The following is a 16,767-nucleotide window of genomic DNA, read 5'->3' as shown; positions in this document are numbered from 1 at the left end:
CGAGCCCGCCTCTGCTTCAGATCGGAGCATGAGCGCGCCTGTCACAAGCAACGACGGATCTGATCGACGCTCTGCCGCCTTGCGGCTGGGCGTCGTTGCGTTTTTGAGCCTGGTCCTATCGCTGGTCGGAACGGGCCTGCGCGCCCAGAATTTCCAATCGCCGGCGCCTTATGCCGTCCTGCTCGACTCAGCCAGCGGCACGGTGCTCTACGAGAAGGCCGCTGATGAGCTGATGGTCCCGGCCAGCCTCGCCAAGATCGCGACGGCGCTCGTCGCCTTCCAGGAGATCACGCAGGGCCGTCTCACCCTCGATAGCGAGATCGGCATTTCCGAGAACGCCTGGCGCAAGGGTGGCGGCGTGTCCGGCGGCTCGACGATGTTTGCGATCCTGAACAGCCGGGTGAAGCTGTCGGATATTCTGCAGGGGCTCATCGTCCAGTCCGGCAATGACGCCGCGATCGCCCTGGCCGAGGCCATTGCCGGTGATGAGCCCACCTTCGCCCGGGTGATGACGGAGCGCGTGCGTGCACTCGGCCTGGCGAAATCCGTCTTCCGCAACGCTACCGGAGTAGGCGACCCGGAGCAGAAGGTCACGGCCCGCGAACTGGCGAGGCTCGCCGACCACATCATCAAGACCTATCCCGAGCTCTACAAGATCTTCGGCCAGCGCGAATTCACCTGGAACAAGATCAAGCAGCAGAATCGCAACCCCTTGCTGGCGATGGAGATCGGCGCGGATGGCCTGAAGACCGGCAATATCGACGAGGCGGGCTTCGGCCTTGTCGGCTCGGCGGTCCAGAACGGCCAACGCCTGATCGTGGTGGTCAATGGCCTGAAGACCGCCCGCGACCGGGCGCAGGAAGCACGCAAGCTGCTGGAATGGGGCTTTCGCGCCTTCGAGGCGCGCAAGATCTTCGGGGAGGGCGAGATCGTCGGCGAGGCCAGCGTCTTTGGCGGCGAGAAGGGGCGTGTCGCGCTGAAGGCGAAAGGGCCGGTCAGCCTGCTCCTGCCGCGTGGCGCGGGCGAGCGCCTCAATGCGCGGATCGTCTATCGCGGTCCGCTGGTCGCGCCGGTTCAGGAGGGAACGGAGGTCGGGCGCCTGCTCGTCACGCGCGGCGAGGTCAAGACTCTTGAAATCCCGCTCTACGCCGCCGAGACCGTCGAACCCGGTACCTTGCAGCGCCGCGCGCTCGATGCGGTGATGGAGCTCGCCACCGGCTGGGTGCGCAAGGTCTTGAAGCGAAGCTGAACGGCGCGCAACCGAAGCCAGGATATCTCATCAAGCCTGTAAGCTTGCGTTATCGACCGCCCTCGAATCTCGTATGCAGTCTTCGGCATCCGTGCCGCACCGCGGCAAACTGGTTTTGATAGCAATGCACAAGCAGTCTTGGCACAAGCGGTCTCGCGGTTTCATGATCGCCCTCGAAGGTGTCGACGGCAGCGGCAAGTCGGGGCTGGCGCGTTCCTTGTCCGCCGCATTGCGGGACGCCGGGCATGAGGTGCTGGCGACCCATGAGCCGGGCGGCACGGAGGCCGGCGCCGCCCTGCGCAAGATCCTGCTGGCCAGCAACGCCTATGATTGGACGCCCACCGCCGAATTGCTGCTGATGAACGCCAGCCGGCGGCAGCATATCGACCAGGTCATCCTGCCCGCGCTCCAGGCCGGCAAGATCGTGCTCTGCGACCGCTTCGTCGGCTCGACGATCGCTTATCAAGGCGCGGGGCGGGGGCTCTCAGAAGCGCTGATCCTCGATCTTCATCGCCTGACCATCGAGGATCTCTGGCCCGACCTGACGCTGGTGCTCGATCTCGATCCCAAGGTCGCGCTGGAGCGCAGCCGGACGCGATTGCAGCAGTCGCAAATCGACGAAGGCCGGTTCGAGGCGCTCGACCTGGCCTTCCATCGCCGCGTTCGCCAATCATTCCTGGACCAGGCCGCGAAACTTCCCGCCCCGTACAAGGTCGTCGACGCCGATCGGCCGCCCGAGCTCGTGGAACGGGAGGCTTTCGAGCACGTCAGCGGTGTTATCGCCGAGAGAATTGCCTGACTACAAAGCCATTTGGCGCGGTTTTCATATAAACTACATCAAAGCGCGGTCAGCGCCTGTCCGGCGCTTGGCGATCCACACCAGGACAGCCACATCGCCGCGGTCCAGGAAAAATCCGGACCGCCGCAGCCCGTGCCGTTGCGCGGGTCGAAATACTCCCAGAAGCCATTGCGCCGGACGAGCGCGCCGCTGTCCTGTCGGAGCGTGTTGGCTTCCTCGGTCAGGCCGTAGCCGGACAGGCCGTCGGCGATCATCCGGTTCATCATCAGCCAAACCGGCCCGCGCCAGTAGCGCGTGGCATCAAAACGCCTGTCGCGTGGGTCAGTGCTGGCGACGGAGAAGCTGGCCACGGCTCGCGTCGCTGCAAGGTACTCTTTGAGGGCCAGCGCATCCTCCTGGCTGGCGGTCCGGGCATAGAGCGGCAGGAAAGCGGCACAGGTGACAGCCTCGCTCAGTTGACCGCTGCGCAGGTCGAGCGAGCGGTAGAGCCCGTCTGCGCCCTTCAAGCGCTGCATCGCTGTCTCGCTACGCGCGACCCAGTCGCGCAGGGCCGAGGCTTCATCGGTGAAGCCGAGCTCTTCCGCGAGCTTGAGCAGATCGCGATCGGCGCGCAGCAGGATCGACTGGATGCCGAGATCGCAGACCCGGAAGGAGAGGGTGCGGGCGACCGACACCCCGTCCCAGGCCAGCGCCTTGGCCTCCTCGACCAGGGTCATGACGCGGTTGTAGAAATCATGGGTCGGGCGTTGCGTGGCGTCGACATGGCCGAGATCCTTGCGCAGATGCGCGACATCGACGCTCGCAACGACATGGCTCAGCGGCTCATCCCAGTCCGGCGAATTGTCCCGCCCCGATTCCCAGGGGTGAACCATGGTGACGAGCCCCGTACCATCAGGATCGCGGATCTCGTGCCACCAGCGATGCGAGGCGAAGAGTTTCGGGAACAGGCCCCTGATCCGTGCCGCATCGCCGGCGGAGAGATCGTGCAGCACGCGTGCGGCGGTCGCCGCCACGGGCGGCTGGGAGATGCCGGAGGTCAGCGGCTGGCGCTGGATGCCCCAGGCCTCGGGGCCGGGATAATAGCCCTCGGCCGGGGCGCGGAAGACGATATGCGGCACCATGCCGTCCTGCCACTGGCCTTCGAACAATGTCTCCAGCTCGCGCCAGGCGCGGTCGAGATCGAAGGTGGCGAAGCCGAGCGCGACGAAGGCGGAATCCCAGTTCCACTGAAAGGGGTAGACCCGGCCATTGGGCACCGTGAAGCCGCCACGGTCATTGCGGCGCAGCACGGCGCGCGCCGCGTCATCGAAATCGGTCGGAGGGGTTGTCGACAGCACAGGCTCAGGCTCCAGGATGGGTGCGACCGGTTTGCGGGTCGATCCAGATGATGCGGGTGGGGTCGAGCGCCAGGCCCAGCGTCGCGCCGGCGCCGATCCGCGTGCTCGATGGGGCGACGATGCGGGCGAGGTCGTCGCCGACATGCCCGGTGAGCAGCAGATGCGAGCCCATTGGCTCCGCGACCTTGACCTTGAACGGCATGCCGCTGGCGGCGTCGGTCAATCTGGCGTCCTCACCGCGGAAGCCGAGGATGATCGGCCCGTCGACGGGAGAAGCGAGCGTGATGCCGCCGAGCCTGGCGCTGCCGGCGGTGGCGGTGGTGTTGACGAAATTCATCGGGGGCGAACCGACGAAGCCGCCGACGAAACGGGTCGCCGGCTTCGAATAGATAGTGGTCGGCGTGTCGATCTGGACGATATGGCCGCCATGCATCACGGCGATGCGGTCGGCGAGCCCCATGGCCTCGGTCTGGTCATGGGTGACATAGATCGTCGTCGTGCCGGCCTCACGCAGCACGCTGCGCAGTTCCGCGCGCATCTCGAGCCTGAGCAGGGCGTCGAGATTGGAGAGCGGCTCGTCCATCAGCAGGACGGCGGGCTCGACGGCGAGCGCGCGCGCCACGGCGACGCGCTGGCGCTGCCCGCCCGAGAGCTTGGCGGGGTAGCGTCCGAGATACTCCTCGATATGCAGCAGGGCGGCGGCCTTGCGCACCTGCGCCTCGACGCGGGCTTGACCCGCGCCCTTCATGCGCAGGCCGAAGGCGACGTTCTCGAACACCGTCATATGCGGGAAGACGGCATAGTTCTGGAAGACCATGGCAAGCCCACGCTCGGATGGCTTGAGCGCCGAGACGTCGCGCTCGCCGATCACGACCTTGCCGGAGCTCTGCACCTCGAGCCCCGCGATGATGCGCAGCAGGGTGGTCTTGCCGCAGCCGGAAGGGCCAAGCAGGGCGACGAATTCGCCGTCCGCCACGGTAAGTGAGATCTCCTGCAGGGCGACAGCATTGCCGAACTGCTTGGCGACCTTGTCGATCAGGATGCCGGCCATGGGCGCCTCCTATTTGCTTGAGACGCCCCACATCGCGAACAGGTATTTCCTGACCGCGAAGATGAAGAGCACCGAAGGGACGATGAGGATGAAGCCGCCGGCGAAGCGGTAATGCAGCGGCGATTCGGACAGGACCGCGAGCAGATAGGCCGTCAGCGTGCGCTCGCGCACGGTCAGCACCGAGGCTGCGAAGACCTCGTTCCAGGAGATCACGAAGGCGAAGATCGCAGCCGCCGCGATGCCGGGGAGGGCGAGCGGCAGCACCACCTTGCGGAAGGCCTGCCAGCGCGTGCAGCCGAAAACCCAGGCCGCCTCCTCATATTCGCGCGGGATGCCCATGAAGAGCGAGGAGGTCACCAGTGCCGCGAAAGGCAGCGCCAGGGCGGTATGGATCAGCGAGACGCCCAGCGGCGTGTCGTAAAGCCCCACCTTGATGAAGATGACGGTCAGCGGCAGGGCCAGGATCGCGAGCGGGAAAGCCCGCGTCAGCAGCACCAGAAGGCGGAAGGCGCTCTGGCCCCTGAAGCTGAACCGCGCCAGCGCATAGCCCGCCGGAGCCCCGAGCAGGATCGAGAACAGCATGGTGAGCGAGGCGGCGATGAGCGAATTCAGCGCCGCGTTCCAGACGCCCTCGATCTTCAGGAAGGCTGCGAGTGCTGTGAAGGATGCCTCCGTGGGAGCGAGCGATTTCGGCCATTTGAACACGGCCATCCGCCCGCCCATCGCGCCAAGCCCGATCAGGTAGATCGGCACGAGCACCCAGGCGCAGAGCGCCATGACGCCGGTGACGTAGAGCCATTTGCGGGGCGCGCTCATGCTTGCGCCTCCGGATCGACACGCAGCGCCTTGAGGTAGATCACCGTCGCTGCCAGCGAGATCGCCATCACCAGCACGGCATAGGCTGCGGCGACGCCGTAATTCTGGTTCTCGTTTTGCCAAGTATAGGCTTCGCCGACGATGATCGGGAAATTGCGCCCGCCGAGCGCATAGACGACCGCGAAGACCTCGAAGGCCAGCACGGTCCGCAGGATCAGCGCCGATTGCAGGCTGGGCTTCAGCAAGGGCAGCGTGATCTTGCGGAATTTGGTCCAGGGGCTCGCGCCGAAGATGTCGGCCGCCTCGCCGAACTCCTTGGGAATGAGCTGGATGCCGGCAACGAGGATGATCAGGACGATGGCTGTCGCGCGCCAGACCTCCGCCAGCACGACGGCGAAGAACAAGGCGATGGGGGTCTCGCTGTTGAGATAGGCGGTCGGCCCGCTGATCAGGCCGAACTGGAACAGCAGCGTGTTGAGATAGCCGGAATCCTGCAGGATCGCGAGCCAGACGAGACCAGCGGCGAGATCGGAGACGCCGAGCGGGATCGTCCAGATCCAGAGCACGAGCTCGCGCCCGCGCGTCATCTTTTGCAGCATCAGGCCCATGACCAGCGCCAGCGCCACCTGCAGCGGGATCACCACGATGACGAGCGCGAAGGTGTTGCGCAGCGCCGTCGGGAAATTGAGATCGCCGGCCATGCGGGCGTAATTGGCGAGCGAGAACCCTTGCCCGCCATCGAAGGAGAGCAGGATGGTCTGGCCGAGCGGCACCAGGAAGAAGGCCGCGAGAAAGGCGACCGAGGGCGCAATCAGCAGATAGGGCAGCCAGCGCGGCTGGGGCATTGGTGTGGGCCTTTGACGTTTAGGGTCTTGCTTTCCCGACCACGTTATCTTGGTCAGGGAACACACCGTCATCCCGGGCTTGACCCGGGATCCATCGAAGGGCGGATTCTTGAATCAAGGAATCGGCTCTACGATGGATCCCGGATCTCCGCGGAGTTTATCCTTGGGCCGATCGAAGATCGGACCCAGGGGCTGCGTCCGGGATGACGGCGTGTTTGCGGAAGCTGTCACACGATCCGGCGTAACCCTCACGTCACCGGGCAGGCGCCCTGGCTCGGCTTGTCGGGAGCCCAGCAGGGCGCGGCGGTCTGGGTCATCAGCGCGCGCAAGGTCTCGGCCTGGGAATCGAGCACCGCGCGGACCGGTTCGCCCCGCAGCACGATGCGCTGGAAGGTGTCGAAATAGACCTTGTTGAACTCGCCACCCTTGTCGCCGAGGCCGACCGGCAGCAGGGCGACGATCGCGTCCTTCGCGCCTTGCGTCTTGGCGATGCCGTCGGCCAGCAGCTTGACGCCGGCAGGCAGATCGGCCGGAAGCGGTGCGTTGATGACCGGGAAGAAGCCGACCTCCATGGCGGTGGCGATCTGCGTCGCCGGTTTGAGCAGATGCTCGATGACGGCCGCAGCCTGGGCCCGGTTCGGCGCATCCTTGGCGATGGCGAGGCCGGCGACGACCGGCATATAGGCGCGGCCCTGGCTGCCGGCCGGCGGCGGCACGACGAGGTATTTGTCGGGCTCGGCGGTCAGCGCGTCCTTGACGCGGGCGATATGGTCCCAGGCGATCCAGACCTCGCCAGCCATCAGCGGTTCCTGCATGAAATTATAGTTGTTGGCGTTGGGATTGACCGTCGCCCAGAGCGCCTTGAAGTCGGTCCAGCCCTTTTCGGCGGCGGCCGAGCGGAACTCGGTCACCATCGAGCCGGTATAGGAGGGCACGAGATTGCCCTGGATGAAACGGGCAAACAGGCCTTTGGGGCCGGCCGGGAAGCCGATGCGGCGCTGCCCGGTCTTGTCCTGGATTGCCTTGCCCCAGGCTGCGAGCTGCTCATAGGTCAAGGCGTTGACGTCGGCGCCCGCCGGCAGGAACGGCAAAGCCTCCTTCCTGACGACGAGGACATAGGTCGCCTGCATCCAAGGGATGTATTGCTGCGTGGACGTCCCGAGCTTGCCGAGTTCCATCAAACCGGCAGGTATGCCGCTTGCGCTGAGCTTGGCCGCGACATCGTCGATGGCGTCGAGCGAGCCGGTCGGCGCGAGCGGCTGCAATTCGCCATGCAAGGCACCCATCAGGCTGATCGTGCGCTTGCCGGCGGCCTGCTCCGCCTTCATGCGCACGGCGAATTGCGGCGGCTCTTCAACGACATAGGTGGTTTTCGGCGCGCCTTTGAGCAGCACCTCGCGCACCTTCTGCGCCTCGTCGATCGGGCGCAATTGCGTCGAGAGAAAAACGAGATCCTGCGCCTTCGCCACCGGCGCGGCGAGAATGGCTCCCGCCGTCATGGCGGCGATCGCCAGCTGGTTGAGTGTCTTCATGGCTTCCTCCCTGGCTCGCTTGCTTTGATTGGCGTCGGAAGCGGCGGCTGCGAGAGGCCCGCGCCTTCCGTGATGGATCAGCCGCGCGCCTCCCCAAGGGAGGCACGCGGGAGGAACTCGACGGGGTTGATCTCGGTCATGTCGCGCGGATCGGCGCCGCCGATGCGCGCCAGCGCCATTTCGGCGAGGCGGCGGCCCGTCGCGGCGATCGGCAATTCCATCGTCGCGAGCGCCGGGTCGGAGAACGCGGCTGCCGGGATGTTGTCGTGGCCGATGATCGCGATGTCGCGCCCGGCCACGAGACCCCGCTCGCGCACGGCGCGCATCGCGCCCAGCGCCATGCTGTCGGTGGCGCAGAGCAGGGCGCTCGGCGGCTCCGCCTGCGCCAGCATGACGCCCGCGGCACGATAGCCGCCGGCCTCGGTCGCGCTGTCCTCGACGATCTCGCCGGGAAGCCCGGAATCGCGCATGGCGCGGGCGAAACCGCTGCGGCGCAGATGCGCGAAGGTGAAGGCCGACGGGGCGGCGAGATGGCCGATCCTGCGATGGCCGAGACCGGCCAATCGCAGTGCGGCGTCATGGAAGGCGGCTTCGCCGTCACCGTCGACATAGGCATATGGCTCGGAGAAATCGCTGCGCCCCATCGCGACGAAGGGGAAGCCGATATCGGTGAGATAGCGCAGGCGTGCATCCTCGCGCCGGGTCCGGACGACGATGATCGCGTCGGTGCGCCGGCCTTCGATGAGGCGGCGATAGGTCTTGAGTTCGTCGGGGCCGGGCAGGGCGGCGATCAGCGTCAGATCGTAGCCCTGCTGCGCGAGCCGCTCGCCGGTCGATCTCAGCAACTCGATATAGAGCGGTTCGTTGAAATGACCGGGCTCGGCCGGGAGCACCATGGTGACGATCTCGGTCAATCCGCGCCGTAGCCGCCTGGCCGCCGAATTGGGCCGGTAGCCGGTCGTCTCGGCCGCGGCGAGGACGCGCTCGCGCGTCGCGACGGCGACGTCGCCATAGCCGTCGAGCGCCCGCGACACGGTCGTGATCGACAAACCCAGCATCTGCGCCAATTCGCGCAATGAACTCATCGGTCGCCTCTGCTCATTGGCCAAGAGCGTCATGGGCCGGGAGCGACGGATCCCGACCTCAGCCTGCGCGGCACGATAATGTCATCCGAAACGTTTTGGAAGAGGTTGTCGAAGGGCCATTTGAAGCTTGCAGAGGCGGTTGGACTGGAAGGCGACCATCTCGCGCTCATGCGCTTGCCCATGATCCCCACGACACCCCGCTCGGCATTCTGCTCATCGAGGAATCGGATGCGGTCGGTCTATGCTGCATCATGGCTTGGCCGGTCGCGGCCATGGGAGGAACGATAATGGCCAAAGGCCTGCGCAAGGGACTGACGAGCTATGGCGACGAGGGGTTTGCGCTGTTCCTGCGCAAGGCCTTCATCAAGGCGATGGGTTATTCCGACGATGCGCTGGATCGTCCGATCGTCGGCATCACCAACACCTACAGCGACTACAACCCCTGCCATGGCAACGCTCCGGCCCTGATCGAGGCGGTGAAGCGCGGCGTCATGCTGTCGGGCGCGATGCCGATGGTGTTCCCGACCATCTCGATCCATGAAAGCTTCGCCCATCCGACCTCGATGTTCCTGCGAAATCTGATGGCGATGGACACCGAGGAGATGATCCGCGCCCAGCCGATGGACGCGATCGTCGTGATCGGCGGCTGCGACAAGACATTGCCTGCGCAGATCATGGCGGCCGCCAGCGTCGACCTGCCCACCGTCGTGGTCCCGGTCGGGCCGATGGTGGTCGGTCACCACAAGGGCGAGGTGCTGGGCGCCTGCACTGACTGCCGGCGCTTGTGGAGCGCGCATCGCGCCGGCGAGATCGACGAGGCCGAGATCGAGACCGTGAACAGCCGCCTGGCGCCCTCCGTCGGCACCTGCATGGTGATGGGCACGGCCTCGACCATGGCCTGCATCACCGAGACACTTGGCCTGTCCCTACCGATGAGCGCGACGATTCCCGCGCCCCATGCCGAGCGCATCCGCTTGGCCGAAGCCAGCGGCGCGGCGGCTGCGCGCATGGCGGTCGATGGCGGTCCACGTCCCAGCGCGTTGCTGACGCCGCAGGCCTTCCGCAATGCGACGGTCGTGATGCAGGCGATCGGCGGCTCGACCAACGGCATCATCCATCTGACCGCGATCGCCAATCGCACCCCGCACCGCTACGACCTCGACATGCTCGACGAGATCGGCCGCAAGGTGCCGGTCCTGGTCGACCTCAAGCCCTCGGGCGCCCATTATATGGAGCATTTCCACCATGCCGGCGGTGTGCCCAAGCTGCTCGCCCAGCTCGGCGAGCTGATCGACCTCGATGCCGGCACGGTCGCGGGCGGGACATTGCGCGATATCGTCGCCAAGGCCGAGGATGTGCCGGGGCAGGAGGTGATCCGGCCGCGCTCGGCGCCGATCAAGGCTGAGGGCTCGATGGCGGTGCTCTATGGCAATCTCGCCCCGGGCGGAGCGATCATCAAGCAGGCGGCGGCATCCGCGCGGCTGCTCCAGCACACCGGCCGCGCGGTGGTGTTCGACTCGGTCGAGGACATGGCGGCCCGCATCGACGATCCCGAGCTTGATGTCAGCGCGGACGACGTCCTCGTGTTGCGCAATACCGGCCCGAAGGGCGCGCCCGGCATGCCCGAGGCCGGCTACCTGCCGATCCCGAAGAAGCTCGGCCGCCAGGGCGTCAAGGATATGGTGCGGATTTCTGATGCCCGCATGAGCGGCACGGCCTTCGGTACGATCGTGCTGCATATCACGCCGGAATCGGCCATTGGCGGGCCGCTTGCGCTGGTCGAGAGCGGCGACATGATCCGTCTCGACCTGGCCGGCCGCCGGATTGATCTCCTGATCGACGATGGCGAGTTCGAGCGCCGCAGAGCCCTGCTGAAGACATCGCCTGCGCCGGCAATGCCCAAGCGCGGCTATGCGCGGCTGTTCCAGCAAACGGTGCTGCAGGCCGATGAAGGCTGCGATTTCGACTTCATGGTCCGCCCGCCCGATGAGGCGCCGTAACAGTCCTCCCGGCCTCGTCGGCCAGAGGCTGCCATCCCAGGCATTGGGCCCATCGATCGCGGTGGCTGACGTTTCCAGCGTGGCGGAAATGCTTGCCGTTGCGGTCAAGATTGTGCTCCACCAGCGCCTGCCATTGCCACAGGACGCCTGATGCGCGCGACGAGCGACGAACCCGACCGGCTGCCGAATGCTCCGCACCCGCGCGAGACGCTGGCGCTCGTCGGGCATGGGACGCAGGAGCAGGATTTTCTCGAAGCGTTGCGCTCGGGCCGGATGCACCATGCCTGGTTGCTTGGCGGACCGGAAGGCATCGGCAAGGCGAGCTTCGCCTATCGCGCCGCGCGCTTCATGCTGGCGGCCGGCGACCCGGCCCGGCGTGCGGCCGGCGCAGCCTCGCTCGCCATGGCGGAAGAGGATCCCGCGAGCCGGCGCATCATGGCGCAATCGCATCCCGATCTGCACGTGTTGCGCCGGACGCAGAAGCCTGATGGCAAGGGCTACACCAGCAATATCCCGGTCGATTCGGTTCGCCGTGTGCTCGACCGCTTCGGTTCGAGCGCGGCCGAAGGCGGTTGGCGCGTCGCCATCGTCGATTCCGCCGAGGACATGGACCGCTCGGCCGCCAACGCCTTGCTGAAGCTGCTGGAGGAGCCGCCGCCGCGCGCGCTCTTCCTGATCGTGGCGCATGCGCCTGGCCGCATGCTGCCGACGATCCGCTCGCGCTGCCGGCTGCTGACCTTCGAGGCTCTGGATGAGGCCGCTATCGCGCAGGCCGGCCGGATCGCGCTGGAGCGAATGGGCGATCCCTTCGACGAATCGGCCCTGTTGCGCGCAGCCAGCTTCAGTGACGGCTCGGTGCGCCGCGCGCTCACCTATGTCGATCCCGAGACGCTGGCACTCGTCGAGGCCGTGCGGGCCCGGCTCGATGCGCTTCCAGGCATCGACCTCACGGCATTGCTGGCGCTCGCCGAGGACGTCGCCGGCAAGGCGGGCGAGGGCGATTTCGCGGTGATGATCGACACCATCCAGAGCTGGCTCGGCGACCATCTCCATGCCCATGCGGCTGCGAGCCCGGCGCGCCTTGCACCGCTGGCGGAGGTATGGGAAAAGCTGGGACGCGCGGCCCGCGAGGTGGACACCTATAACCTCGATCGCCGCCCTCTCGTGATGACGATGTTTCATGATCTGTCGGATGCGGTTGCCCGCTCGCGCGCAGCGTGAAGCGAACCCTTCGGACCGGACTATGGCCACGGCGCCCAAATTCTATCTGACGACCGCCATTCACTACACGAATGGTCCCCCCCATATCGGCCACGCCTATGAGATGGTGGCGTCGGACGCGATCGCGCGCTTCAAGCGCCTCGATGGCTACGACGTCTTCGCCATGACCGGCACCGACGAGCATGGCCAGAAGGTGCAGCGCACGGCAGCGCAAAATGACCTTGTGCCAAAGGCCTACGTCGATCAGATCGCAGAGCGCTTCAAGCTGATGGAGCAGCGGCTCGGCTGCTCCTTCGACCGCTTCATCCGCACCACCGACGCAGACCATCTGCCTTCGACGCATGAGCTCTGGCGGCGCCTGGAAGCCAATGGCGACATTTACCTCGCCAAATATGCCGGCTGGTACTCGGTTCGCGACGAGGCCTTCTATGCCGAGAAGGAAACCACGCTGCAGCCCGATGGAACGCGGCTCGGCGGGCAGGGCACCCCGGTGGAGTGGGTCGAGGAGGAGAGCTATTTCTTCCGCCTCAGCGCCTATCAGGACCGTCTCCTGAAGCTCTATGAGGAGGTGCCGAACTTCATCTCGCCGGAGACGCGCAAGAACGAGGTCGTCAGCTTCGTGAAGAGCGGGCTGGAAGATTTCTCGGTCAGCCGCACCACCTTCGACTGGGGGCTGTCGGTTCCAGGCGCACCGAACCACGTCATGTATGTCTGGGTCGACGCTCTCAACAACTACCTGACCGGCTGCGGCTTCCCTGACGAGAGCAATCCGCGCTGGCATTACTGGCCGGCCGATGTCCACATCATCGGCAAGGACATCGTGCGCTTCCACGCCGTCTACTGGCCCGCCATGCTGATGTCTGCCGGTCTTCCGGTGCCCAAGCGCGTCTTCGGGCACGGCTTCCTGCTCTCCAAGGGCGAGAAGATGTCGAAGTCGCTGGGCAATGTCGTCGACCCGTTTACGCTGGCTGACGCCTATGGCGTCGACCAGCTGCGCTATTTCTTCCTGCGCGAGGTTTCCTTCGGCCAGGACGGCAATTACAGCCATGAGGCAATCGTCGGGCGCATCAACGCAGACCTTGCCAATGATCTCGGCAATCTGGCGCAACGCTCGCTCTCGATGATCGCCAAGAACTGCGAGGGCAGGGTGCCTGAATGCGGTGTGCTGACCGAGGGCGATGACGCCATGCTCGCGCTCGCCGATGGCGCGCTCGCCAAGGCCCGCGACGCCATGCAGGATTTCGCCCTGCATAGCCTGCTGGCCGAGCTCTGGGCCCTGGTTGCCGAGGCGAACCGCTATTTCGCCGCGAACGAACCCTGGCGATTGACCAAGAGCGATCCCGTGCGCCGCGACACCGTGCTCTATGTCACGGCCGAGGTGCTGCGGCAGGTCGCGATCCTGGTACAGCCGGTGATGCCCGAGGCTTGCGCCAAACTGCTCGATTTGCTGGGCGTTGCGCCTGGAGCCCGCAGCTTCGCTGCGCTGGGCGAAGCGAGCCGCCTGGCCGCCGGGATCTCGCTTCCGGCGCCGAGCGGCATCTTCCCGCGCTATATCGAGCCGGAGGCCGGCGAGGGCGCCTGATGCTGATCGATACGCATTGCCATCTCGATTTCCCTGATTTCACTGAGGAACTCGACGCCTTCGTCGCGCGCGCCGAGGCCGCCGGCGTCGGCCGCATGGTCACGATCTCGACCCGCGTGGCGCGCTTTCCGACCTATGCGGCAATCGCCGAACGCTTCCCCTCGGTCTGGTGCAGCGTCGGCACGCATCCCCATGGCGCGCATGAGGAGCTCGATGTCACGGCCGAGCAATTGGTTGCGCTGTCTCGCCATCCACGCTGTGTCGCCATCGGCGAGGCTGGGCTCGACTATCATTACGACAAGAGCCCGCGCGAGGCGCAGGCCCAAGGACTGCGCACCCATATCGCCGCTGCGCGCATGACGCAGCTGCCGCTCGTCATCCACGCCCGCCAGGCCGATGACGACATGATCGCGATCCTGCGTGAGGAGATGGGGAAGGGCGCCTTCCCCGCCATCCTGCACTGCTTCACGGCAGGCGAGGCGCTGGCGCTGGCCGGAGTCGAGATGGGGCTTTACGTGTCCTTCTCCGGGATCCTGACCTTCAAGACCTCGGAGGAGCTGCGCCGGATCGCGCGCCTCGTGCCGAGCGACCGCCTTCTGGTCGAGACGGACGCGCCTTATCTCGCGCCCGTCCCGTTCAGAGGCAAGCGCAACGAACCATCCTATGTCGTTGAAACAGCGAGAGTTCTGGGTGAAGCGATTGGCGTCGGATACGACGAGATCGCGGCCCTGACCACGGCCAATGCACGCCGTTGCTATTGGAAGATGGACCACGCCGCACCCTTGGCCGCACCCCAGGTCCAACCCTTGGCCCAACGCCCATGAGACATCGCTTCGCATGGCGCTGACGGTCACCATACTCGGCTGCGGTTCGTCTGGCGGCGTGCCGCGGCCCGGCTCCGGTTGGGGGGCTTGTGATCCCGCCGAGCCGAAGAACCGGCGGCGGCGTTGCTCGATCCTGGTCGAAAGTGCCGGCCCGAACGGAACGACCAGCCTGATCGTCGACACCTCGCCCGATCTGCGCGAGCAATTGATCGACGCCAGCGTGATGCATCTCGATGCGGTGCTGGTCACGCATGATCATGCCGACCACACTCATGGCATCGACGACATGCGAGCGCTGGTCATGCACATGCGCCGCAGGCTGCCGGTCTATGCCGACGAGCGCACATCCGCGACGCTTGCCGTCCGCTTCGGCTACATCTTCGAGACGCCGCCTGGTAGCACCTATCCGCCGATCCTGGATCTGCGGCCGATGCGGGTCGGCACCCCCTTGACGATAGAGGGCGCCGGGAAGCCCATAGAGGCGCTGCCTTTCGCCGTCGAACATGGCCCAGGCTATGAATCGCTCGGTTTCCGTTTCGGCGATCTGGCCTATCTCCCGGATGTCAGCTTCCTGCCGGCGCAGGCCAAGGCTGCGATGGCCGGCCTCGACATCCTGATCCTCGATTGCCTGCGCGAGACACCGCATCCGAGCCATTTCAATCTGGAGCAGTCGCTGGCGGCGATCGCCGAACTCAAGCCGCGCCGCACGATCCTGACCAATCTGCATAGTGATCTCGACTATGCGGCACTGGCCCGGCGCCTGCCGCAGGATATCGAGCCGGCCTTCGACGGCATGACGATCACGTCGAAGGCCGTGTAGGGCGCCTCATTCGGTGTTCTGCCGATGCCAGTCCTCGAGCTGCGCCAGCACGGCTGCGAGATCCGATACATCGACATAGCGGCGTCCGAGATCGCGCAGATTGTCCTTGTGCGGCTGCTCCTCGATATCGCCGACGCAATCCTCCGGCACGATGGTGCGATAGCGGTAGCTGAAGCTGTCGATCGAGGTCGCGCGGATGCAGCCGCTGGTGTTGCAGCCGGTGACGATGACCGTGTCGACGCGTTCCTTGGTGAAATAGTCGCTGACGCCGGTGTTGAAGAAGATCGATGGGCCCTTCTTGCACACTGTCAGATCATAGGCCGGATCATGGATCCGCGGATCGAGCGCGGCACTGGGGTGGTCGTGGCGGAAGGTCTCGCGCACCGCCGTGATCTTCCAATAGGGCATCTCGCGCTCGTTCAGATAGGCCGTGTTGCAGACCGCGACGGGCACATTGTAGCGCCGCGCCACCTTGAGCAGCCGCTCGGTGTTTTCGAGCGCCCGCATCACCAGGGGCGCACCGCCGAGCGGGTATTGCGGGTCGGTGAAGCCGAGCTGGAAATCGACCACGACGATGCCTGGCTTCTTGCCGAAGCCGACGGGAATCTCGCCATAGCTGCGATTTGCATAGTCATCCGACATCATATGGCTCCTTCATGGGATAGGACGGGTGGTCTTGCGCCATCCTTTCTTGCTTTAAAAAAGCAAGCAAGATTGTTTTTTTAGGATAACTCGATATCCTGTCGCCCGGCGCATAATGCGCGGCCGGTTATCACAGTCGGATGGCGTCATGGCGAAATCGTCGAGACAACAGCAATTGCGCAGCGTCCTGACGCGGGACAGGCTGATCCAGGCCACGCTCGACGAGATTTTCGAGGTCGGCTACCACGCCGCGACCACGCAGGAGATCGCTGTCCGCGCCAGCGTGTCGCGCGGCGCGCTGCTGCATCATTTCCCGATGCGGGCCGATATCGTGCTCGCTGCGATGGAGGCCTTGCTCGAAGACGGCACCAGGCAGATCAAGGCGGTTGCCAGTGAATTGCAGGACGGAAAGGTCTCGCTCGGCGATTTCGTCGAATTCCTGTGGCGGCTGTTCTCGGGCCGCTTCTTCTATCTGTCGCTGGAGATGATCACCGAGGCGCGCAACGACGCAAGCCTGCGCGAGCGCATGATCCCGGTGGTGAAGCGCTTCCACGATGCGCTCGACGAGATCTGGCTGGCATTCTGCGATCCGCAGCGCCGCGCGCCACGCCAGGCGCGCATCATCCTCAACCTGACGGTCTGCCTGATGCGCGGCATGGGCGTGCAGACAGTGCTGCGCCCGGAGCCCGGCTACTACCGCGAGATGATCGAATCCTGGAAGGCCATGCTGCCGCACATCATCGACGGCGCAGCGGGAGACATCATGTTCGCCAAACCGGTCGTCAAAGAAAGCAGGTGAGAGACATTCGGCAAGCCCTTGGCAAATTGGTGCTATCAAGAGCAAGCCTGCTGCAATCGAGACCGAGTGCGGCAGGGTTCGGGGTCAATTTAAGTTCCATAATATGTCTTATGCGAATCATCTCCTAGGGCCTCATTAGAAAGGTCGCACCTCTCCTCATTAGAC

General features: G+C 65.5%; 15 protein-coding genes. 8 read left to right on the top strand and 7 right to left on the bottom strand.

What is annotated here, in order from left to right:
- Positions 1-28 precede the first annotated feature (28 nt).
- Positions 29-1,249: a D-alanyl-D-alanine carboxypeptidase family protein gene (locus BMZ97_RS03870; protein ID WP_092165655.1), complete on the top strand. Its 1,221-nt coding sequence runs from the start codon at positions 29-31 to the stop codon at positions 1,247-1,249.
- Between the two features lie 163 nt (positions 1,250-1,412).
- Entirely contained in the window at positions 1,413-2,048 is a 636-nt protein-coding gene (gene tmk / locus BMZ97_RS03865) for a dTMP kinase (protein WP_210188206.1), read from the top strand.
- Between the two features lie 38 nt (positions 2,049-2,086).
- Here the strand turns inward: tmk and BMZ97_RS03860 are convergent, their stop codons facing one another.
- The 6 genes from BMZ97_RS03860 to BMZ97_RS03835 form a co-directional block, all read right to left on the bottom strand.
- Positions 2,087-3,385 carry an MGH1-like glycoside hydrolase domain-containing protein gene (locus BMZ97_RS03860; RefSeq protein ID WP_092165653.1) on the bottom strand — a complete coding sequence of 433 codons (1,299 nt, stop codon included), beginning with the start codon at positions 3,383-3,385 and terminating at the stop codon, positions 2,087-2,089.
- A 4-nt stretch (positions 3,386-3,389) separates the two neighbouring features.
- On the bottom strand, positions 3,390-4,436 hold the full coding sequence (locus tag BMZ97_RS03855) for an ABC transporter ATP-binding protein (protein ID WP_092165652.1): 1,047 nt from the start codon (positions 4,434-4,436) through the stop codon (positions 3,390-3,392).
- 9 nt (positions 4,437-4,445) lie between these two features.
- Positions 4,446-5,252, bottom strand: coding sequence for a carbohydrate ABC transporter permease (locus BMZ97_RS03850; RefSeq protein ID WP_092165650.1), 807 nt, complete (start codon positions 5,250-5,252; stop codon positions 4,446-4,448).
- Positions 5,249-6,097 carry a carbohydrate ABC transporter permease gene (locus BMZ97_RS03845; RefSeq protein ID WP_092165648.1) on the bottom strand — a complete coding sequence of 283 codons (849 nt, stop codon included), beginning with the start codon at positions 6,095-6,097 and terminating at the stop codon, positions 5,249-5,251. The genes BMZ97_RS03850 and BMZ97_RS03845 overlap by 4 nt, the downstream gene beginning before the upstream one ends.
- Positions 6,098-6,345: 248 nt before the next feature.
- Entirely contained in the window at positions 6,346-7,596 is a 1,251-nt protein-coding gene (locus BMZ97_RS03840; RefSeq protein WP_244546261.1) for an ABC transporter substrate-binding protein, read from the bottom strand.
- Between the two features lie 110 nt (positions 7,597-7,706).
- Entirely contained in the window at positions 7,707-8,714 is a 1,008-nt protein-coding gene (locus tag BMZ97_RS03835; RefSeq protein ID WP_092165644.1) for a LacI family DNA-binding transcriptional regulator, read from the bottom strand.
- Between the two features lie 287 nt (positions 8,715-9,001).
- On the opposite strand from BMZ97_RS03835, the gene BMZ97_RS03830 reads away from it, so the two are divergent.
- The 5 genes from BMZ97_RS03830 (at position 9,002) to BMZ97_RS03810 (ending at position 15,161) form a co-directional block, all read left to right on the top strand.
- Positions 9,002-10,714, top strand: coding sequence for an IlvD/Edd family dehydratase (locus BMZ97_RS03830; RefSeq protein ID WP_175525414.1), 1,713 nt, complete (start codon positions 9,002-9,004; stop codon positions 10,712-10,714).
- A gap of 150 nt (positions 10,715-10,864) precedes the next feature.
- Positions 10,865-11,935: a DNA polymerase III subunit delta' gene (locus BMZ97_RS03825; RefSeq protein WP_092165642.1), complete on the top strand. Its 1,071-nt coding sequence runs from the start codon at positions 10,865-10,867 to the stop codon at positions 11,933-11,935.
- A gap of 22 nt (positions 11,936-11,957) precedes the next feature.
- Positions 11,958-13,517 (top strand): methionine--tRNA ligase, encoded by a 1,560-nt coding sequence (metG, locus tag BMZ97_RS03820; RefSeq protein WP_092165640.1) that lies wholly within the window; start codon positions 11,958-11,960, stop codon positions 13,515-13,517.
- Positions 13,517-14,341 (top strand): TatD family hydrolase, encoded by an 825-nt coding sequence (locus BMZ97_RS03815; RefSeq protein ID WP_092165638.1) that lies wholly within the window; start codon positions 13,517-13,519, stop codon positions 14,339-14,341. The genes metG and BMZ97_RS03815 overlap by 1 nt, the downstream gene beginning before the upstream one ends.
- Positions 14,342-14,354: 13 nt before the next feature.
- Complete coding sequence (locus BMZ97_RS03810) at positions 14,355-15,161, top strand: MBL fold metallo-hydrolase (RefSeq protein ID WP_092165636.1); 807 nt, start codon at positions 14,355-14,357, stop codon at positions 15,159-15,161.
- Positions 15,162-15,167: 6 nt separating this feature from the next.
- Here BMZ97_RS03810 and BMZ97_RS03805 read toward each other — a convergent pair whose 3' ends face one another.
- Positions 15,168-15,803: an isochorismatase family protein gene (locus BMZ97_RS03805; RefSeq protein ID WP_092166594.1), complete on the bottom strand. Its 636-nt coding sequence runs from the start codon at positions 15,801-15,803 to the stop codon at positions 15,168-15,170.
- 148 nt (positions 15,804-15,951) lie between these two features.
- On the opposite strand from BMZ97_RS03805, the gene BMZ97_RS03800 reads away from it, so the two are divergent.
- The gene (locus tag BMZ97_RS03800) at positions 15,952-16,602 is read left to right on the top strand and encodes a TetR/AcrR family transcriptional regulator (protein WP_092165635.1); all 651 of its coding nucleotides are present in this window, start codon (positions 15,952-15,954) and stop codon (positions 16,600-16,602) included.
- Positions 16,603-16,767 lie beyond the last annotated feature (165 nt).

Source organism: Allobosea sp. OK403, from assembly GCF_900113835.1.
Classification (GTDB): Bacteria; Pseudomonadota; Alphaproteobacteria; order Rhizobiales; family Beijerinckiaceae; genus Allobosea.
This window is presented reverse-complemented; position numbering and strand designations above follow the sequence as displayed.

What these genes read in the sequence shown, in the direction of transcription:
- tmk (WP_210188206.1), top strand. Translation starts at nt 1,413, where the DNA reads ATGATCGCCCTCGAAGGTGTCGACGGCAGCGGCAAGTCGGGGCTGGCG.
- BMZ97_RS03850 (WP_092165650.1), bottom strand. Translation starts at nt 5,252, where the DNA reads ATGAGCGCGCCCCGCAAATGGCTCTACGTCACCGGCGTCATGGCGCTC.
- BMZ97_RS03835 (WP_092165644.1), bottom strand. Translation starts at nt 8,714, where the DNA reads ATGAGTTCATTGCGCGAATTGGCGCAGATGCTGGGTTTGTCGATCACG.
- BMZ97_RS03845 (WP_092165648.1), bottom strand. Translation starts at nt 6,097, where the DNA reads ATGCCCCAGCCGCGCTGGCTGCCCTATCTGCTGATTGCGCCCTCGGTC.
- metG (WP_092165640.1), top strand. Translation starts at nt 11,958, where the DNA reads ATGGCCACGGCGCCCAAATTCTATCTGACGACCGCCATTCACTACACG.
- BMZ97_RS03810 (WP_092165636.1), top strand. Translation starts at nt 14,355, where the DNA reads ATGGCGCTGACGGTCACCATACTCGGCTGCGGTTCGTCTGGCGGCGTG.
- BMZ97_RS03805 (WP_092166594.1), bottom strand. Translation starts at nt 15,803, where the DNA reads ATGTCGGATGACTATGCAAATCGCAGCTATGGCGAGATTCCCGTCGGC.
- BMZ97_RS03855 (WP_092165652.1), bottom strand. Translation starts at nt 4,436, where the DNA reads ATGGCCGGCATCCTGATCGACAAGGTCGCCAAGCAGTTCGGCAATGCT.
- BMZ97_RS03840 (WP_244546261.1), bottom strand. Translation starts at nt 7,596, where the DNA reads ATGACGGCGGGAGCCATTCTCGCCGCGCCGGTGGCGAAGGCGCAGGAT.
- BMZ97_RS03800 (WP_092165635.1), top strand. Translation starts at nt 15,952, where the DNA reads ATGGCGAAATCGTCGAGACAACAGCAATTGCGCAGCGTCCTGACGCGG.
- BMZ97_RS03825 (WP_092165642.1), top strand. Translation starts at nt 10,865, where the DNA reads ATGCGCGCGACGAGCGACGAACCCGACCGGCTGCCGAATGCTCCGCAC.
- BMZ97_RS03830 (WP_175525414.1), top strand. Translation starts at nt 9,002, where the DNA reads ATGGCCAAAGGCCTGCGCAAGGGACTGACGAGCTATGGCGACGAGGGG.
- BMZ97_RS03815 (WP_092165638.1), top strand. Translation starts at nt 13,517, where the DNA reads ATGCTGATCGATACGCATTGCCATCTCGATTTCCCTGATTTCACTGAG.
- BMZ97_RS03870 (WP_092165655.1), top strand. Translation starts at nt 29, where the DNA reads ATGAGCGCGCCTGTCACAAGCAACGACGGATCTGATCGACGCTCTGCC.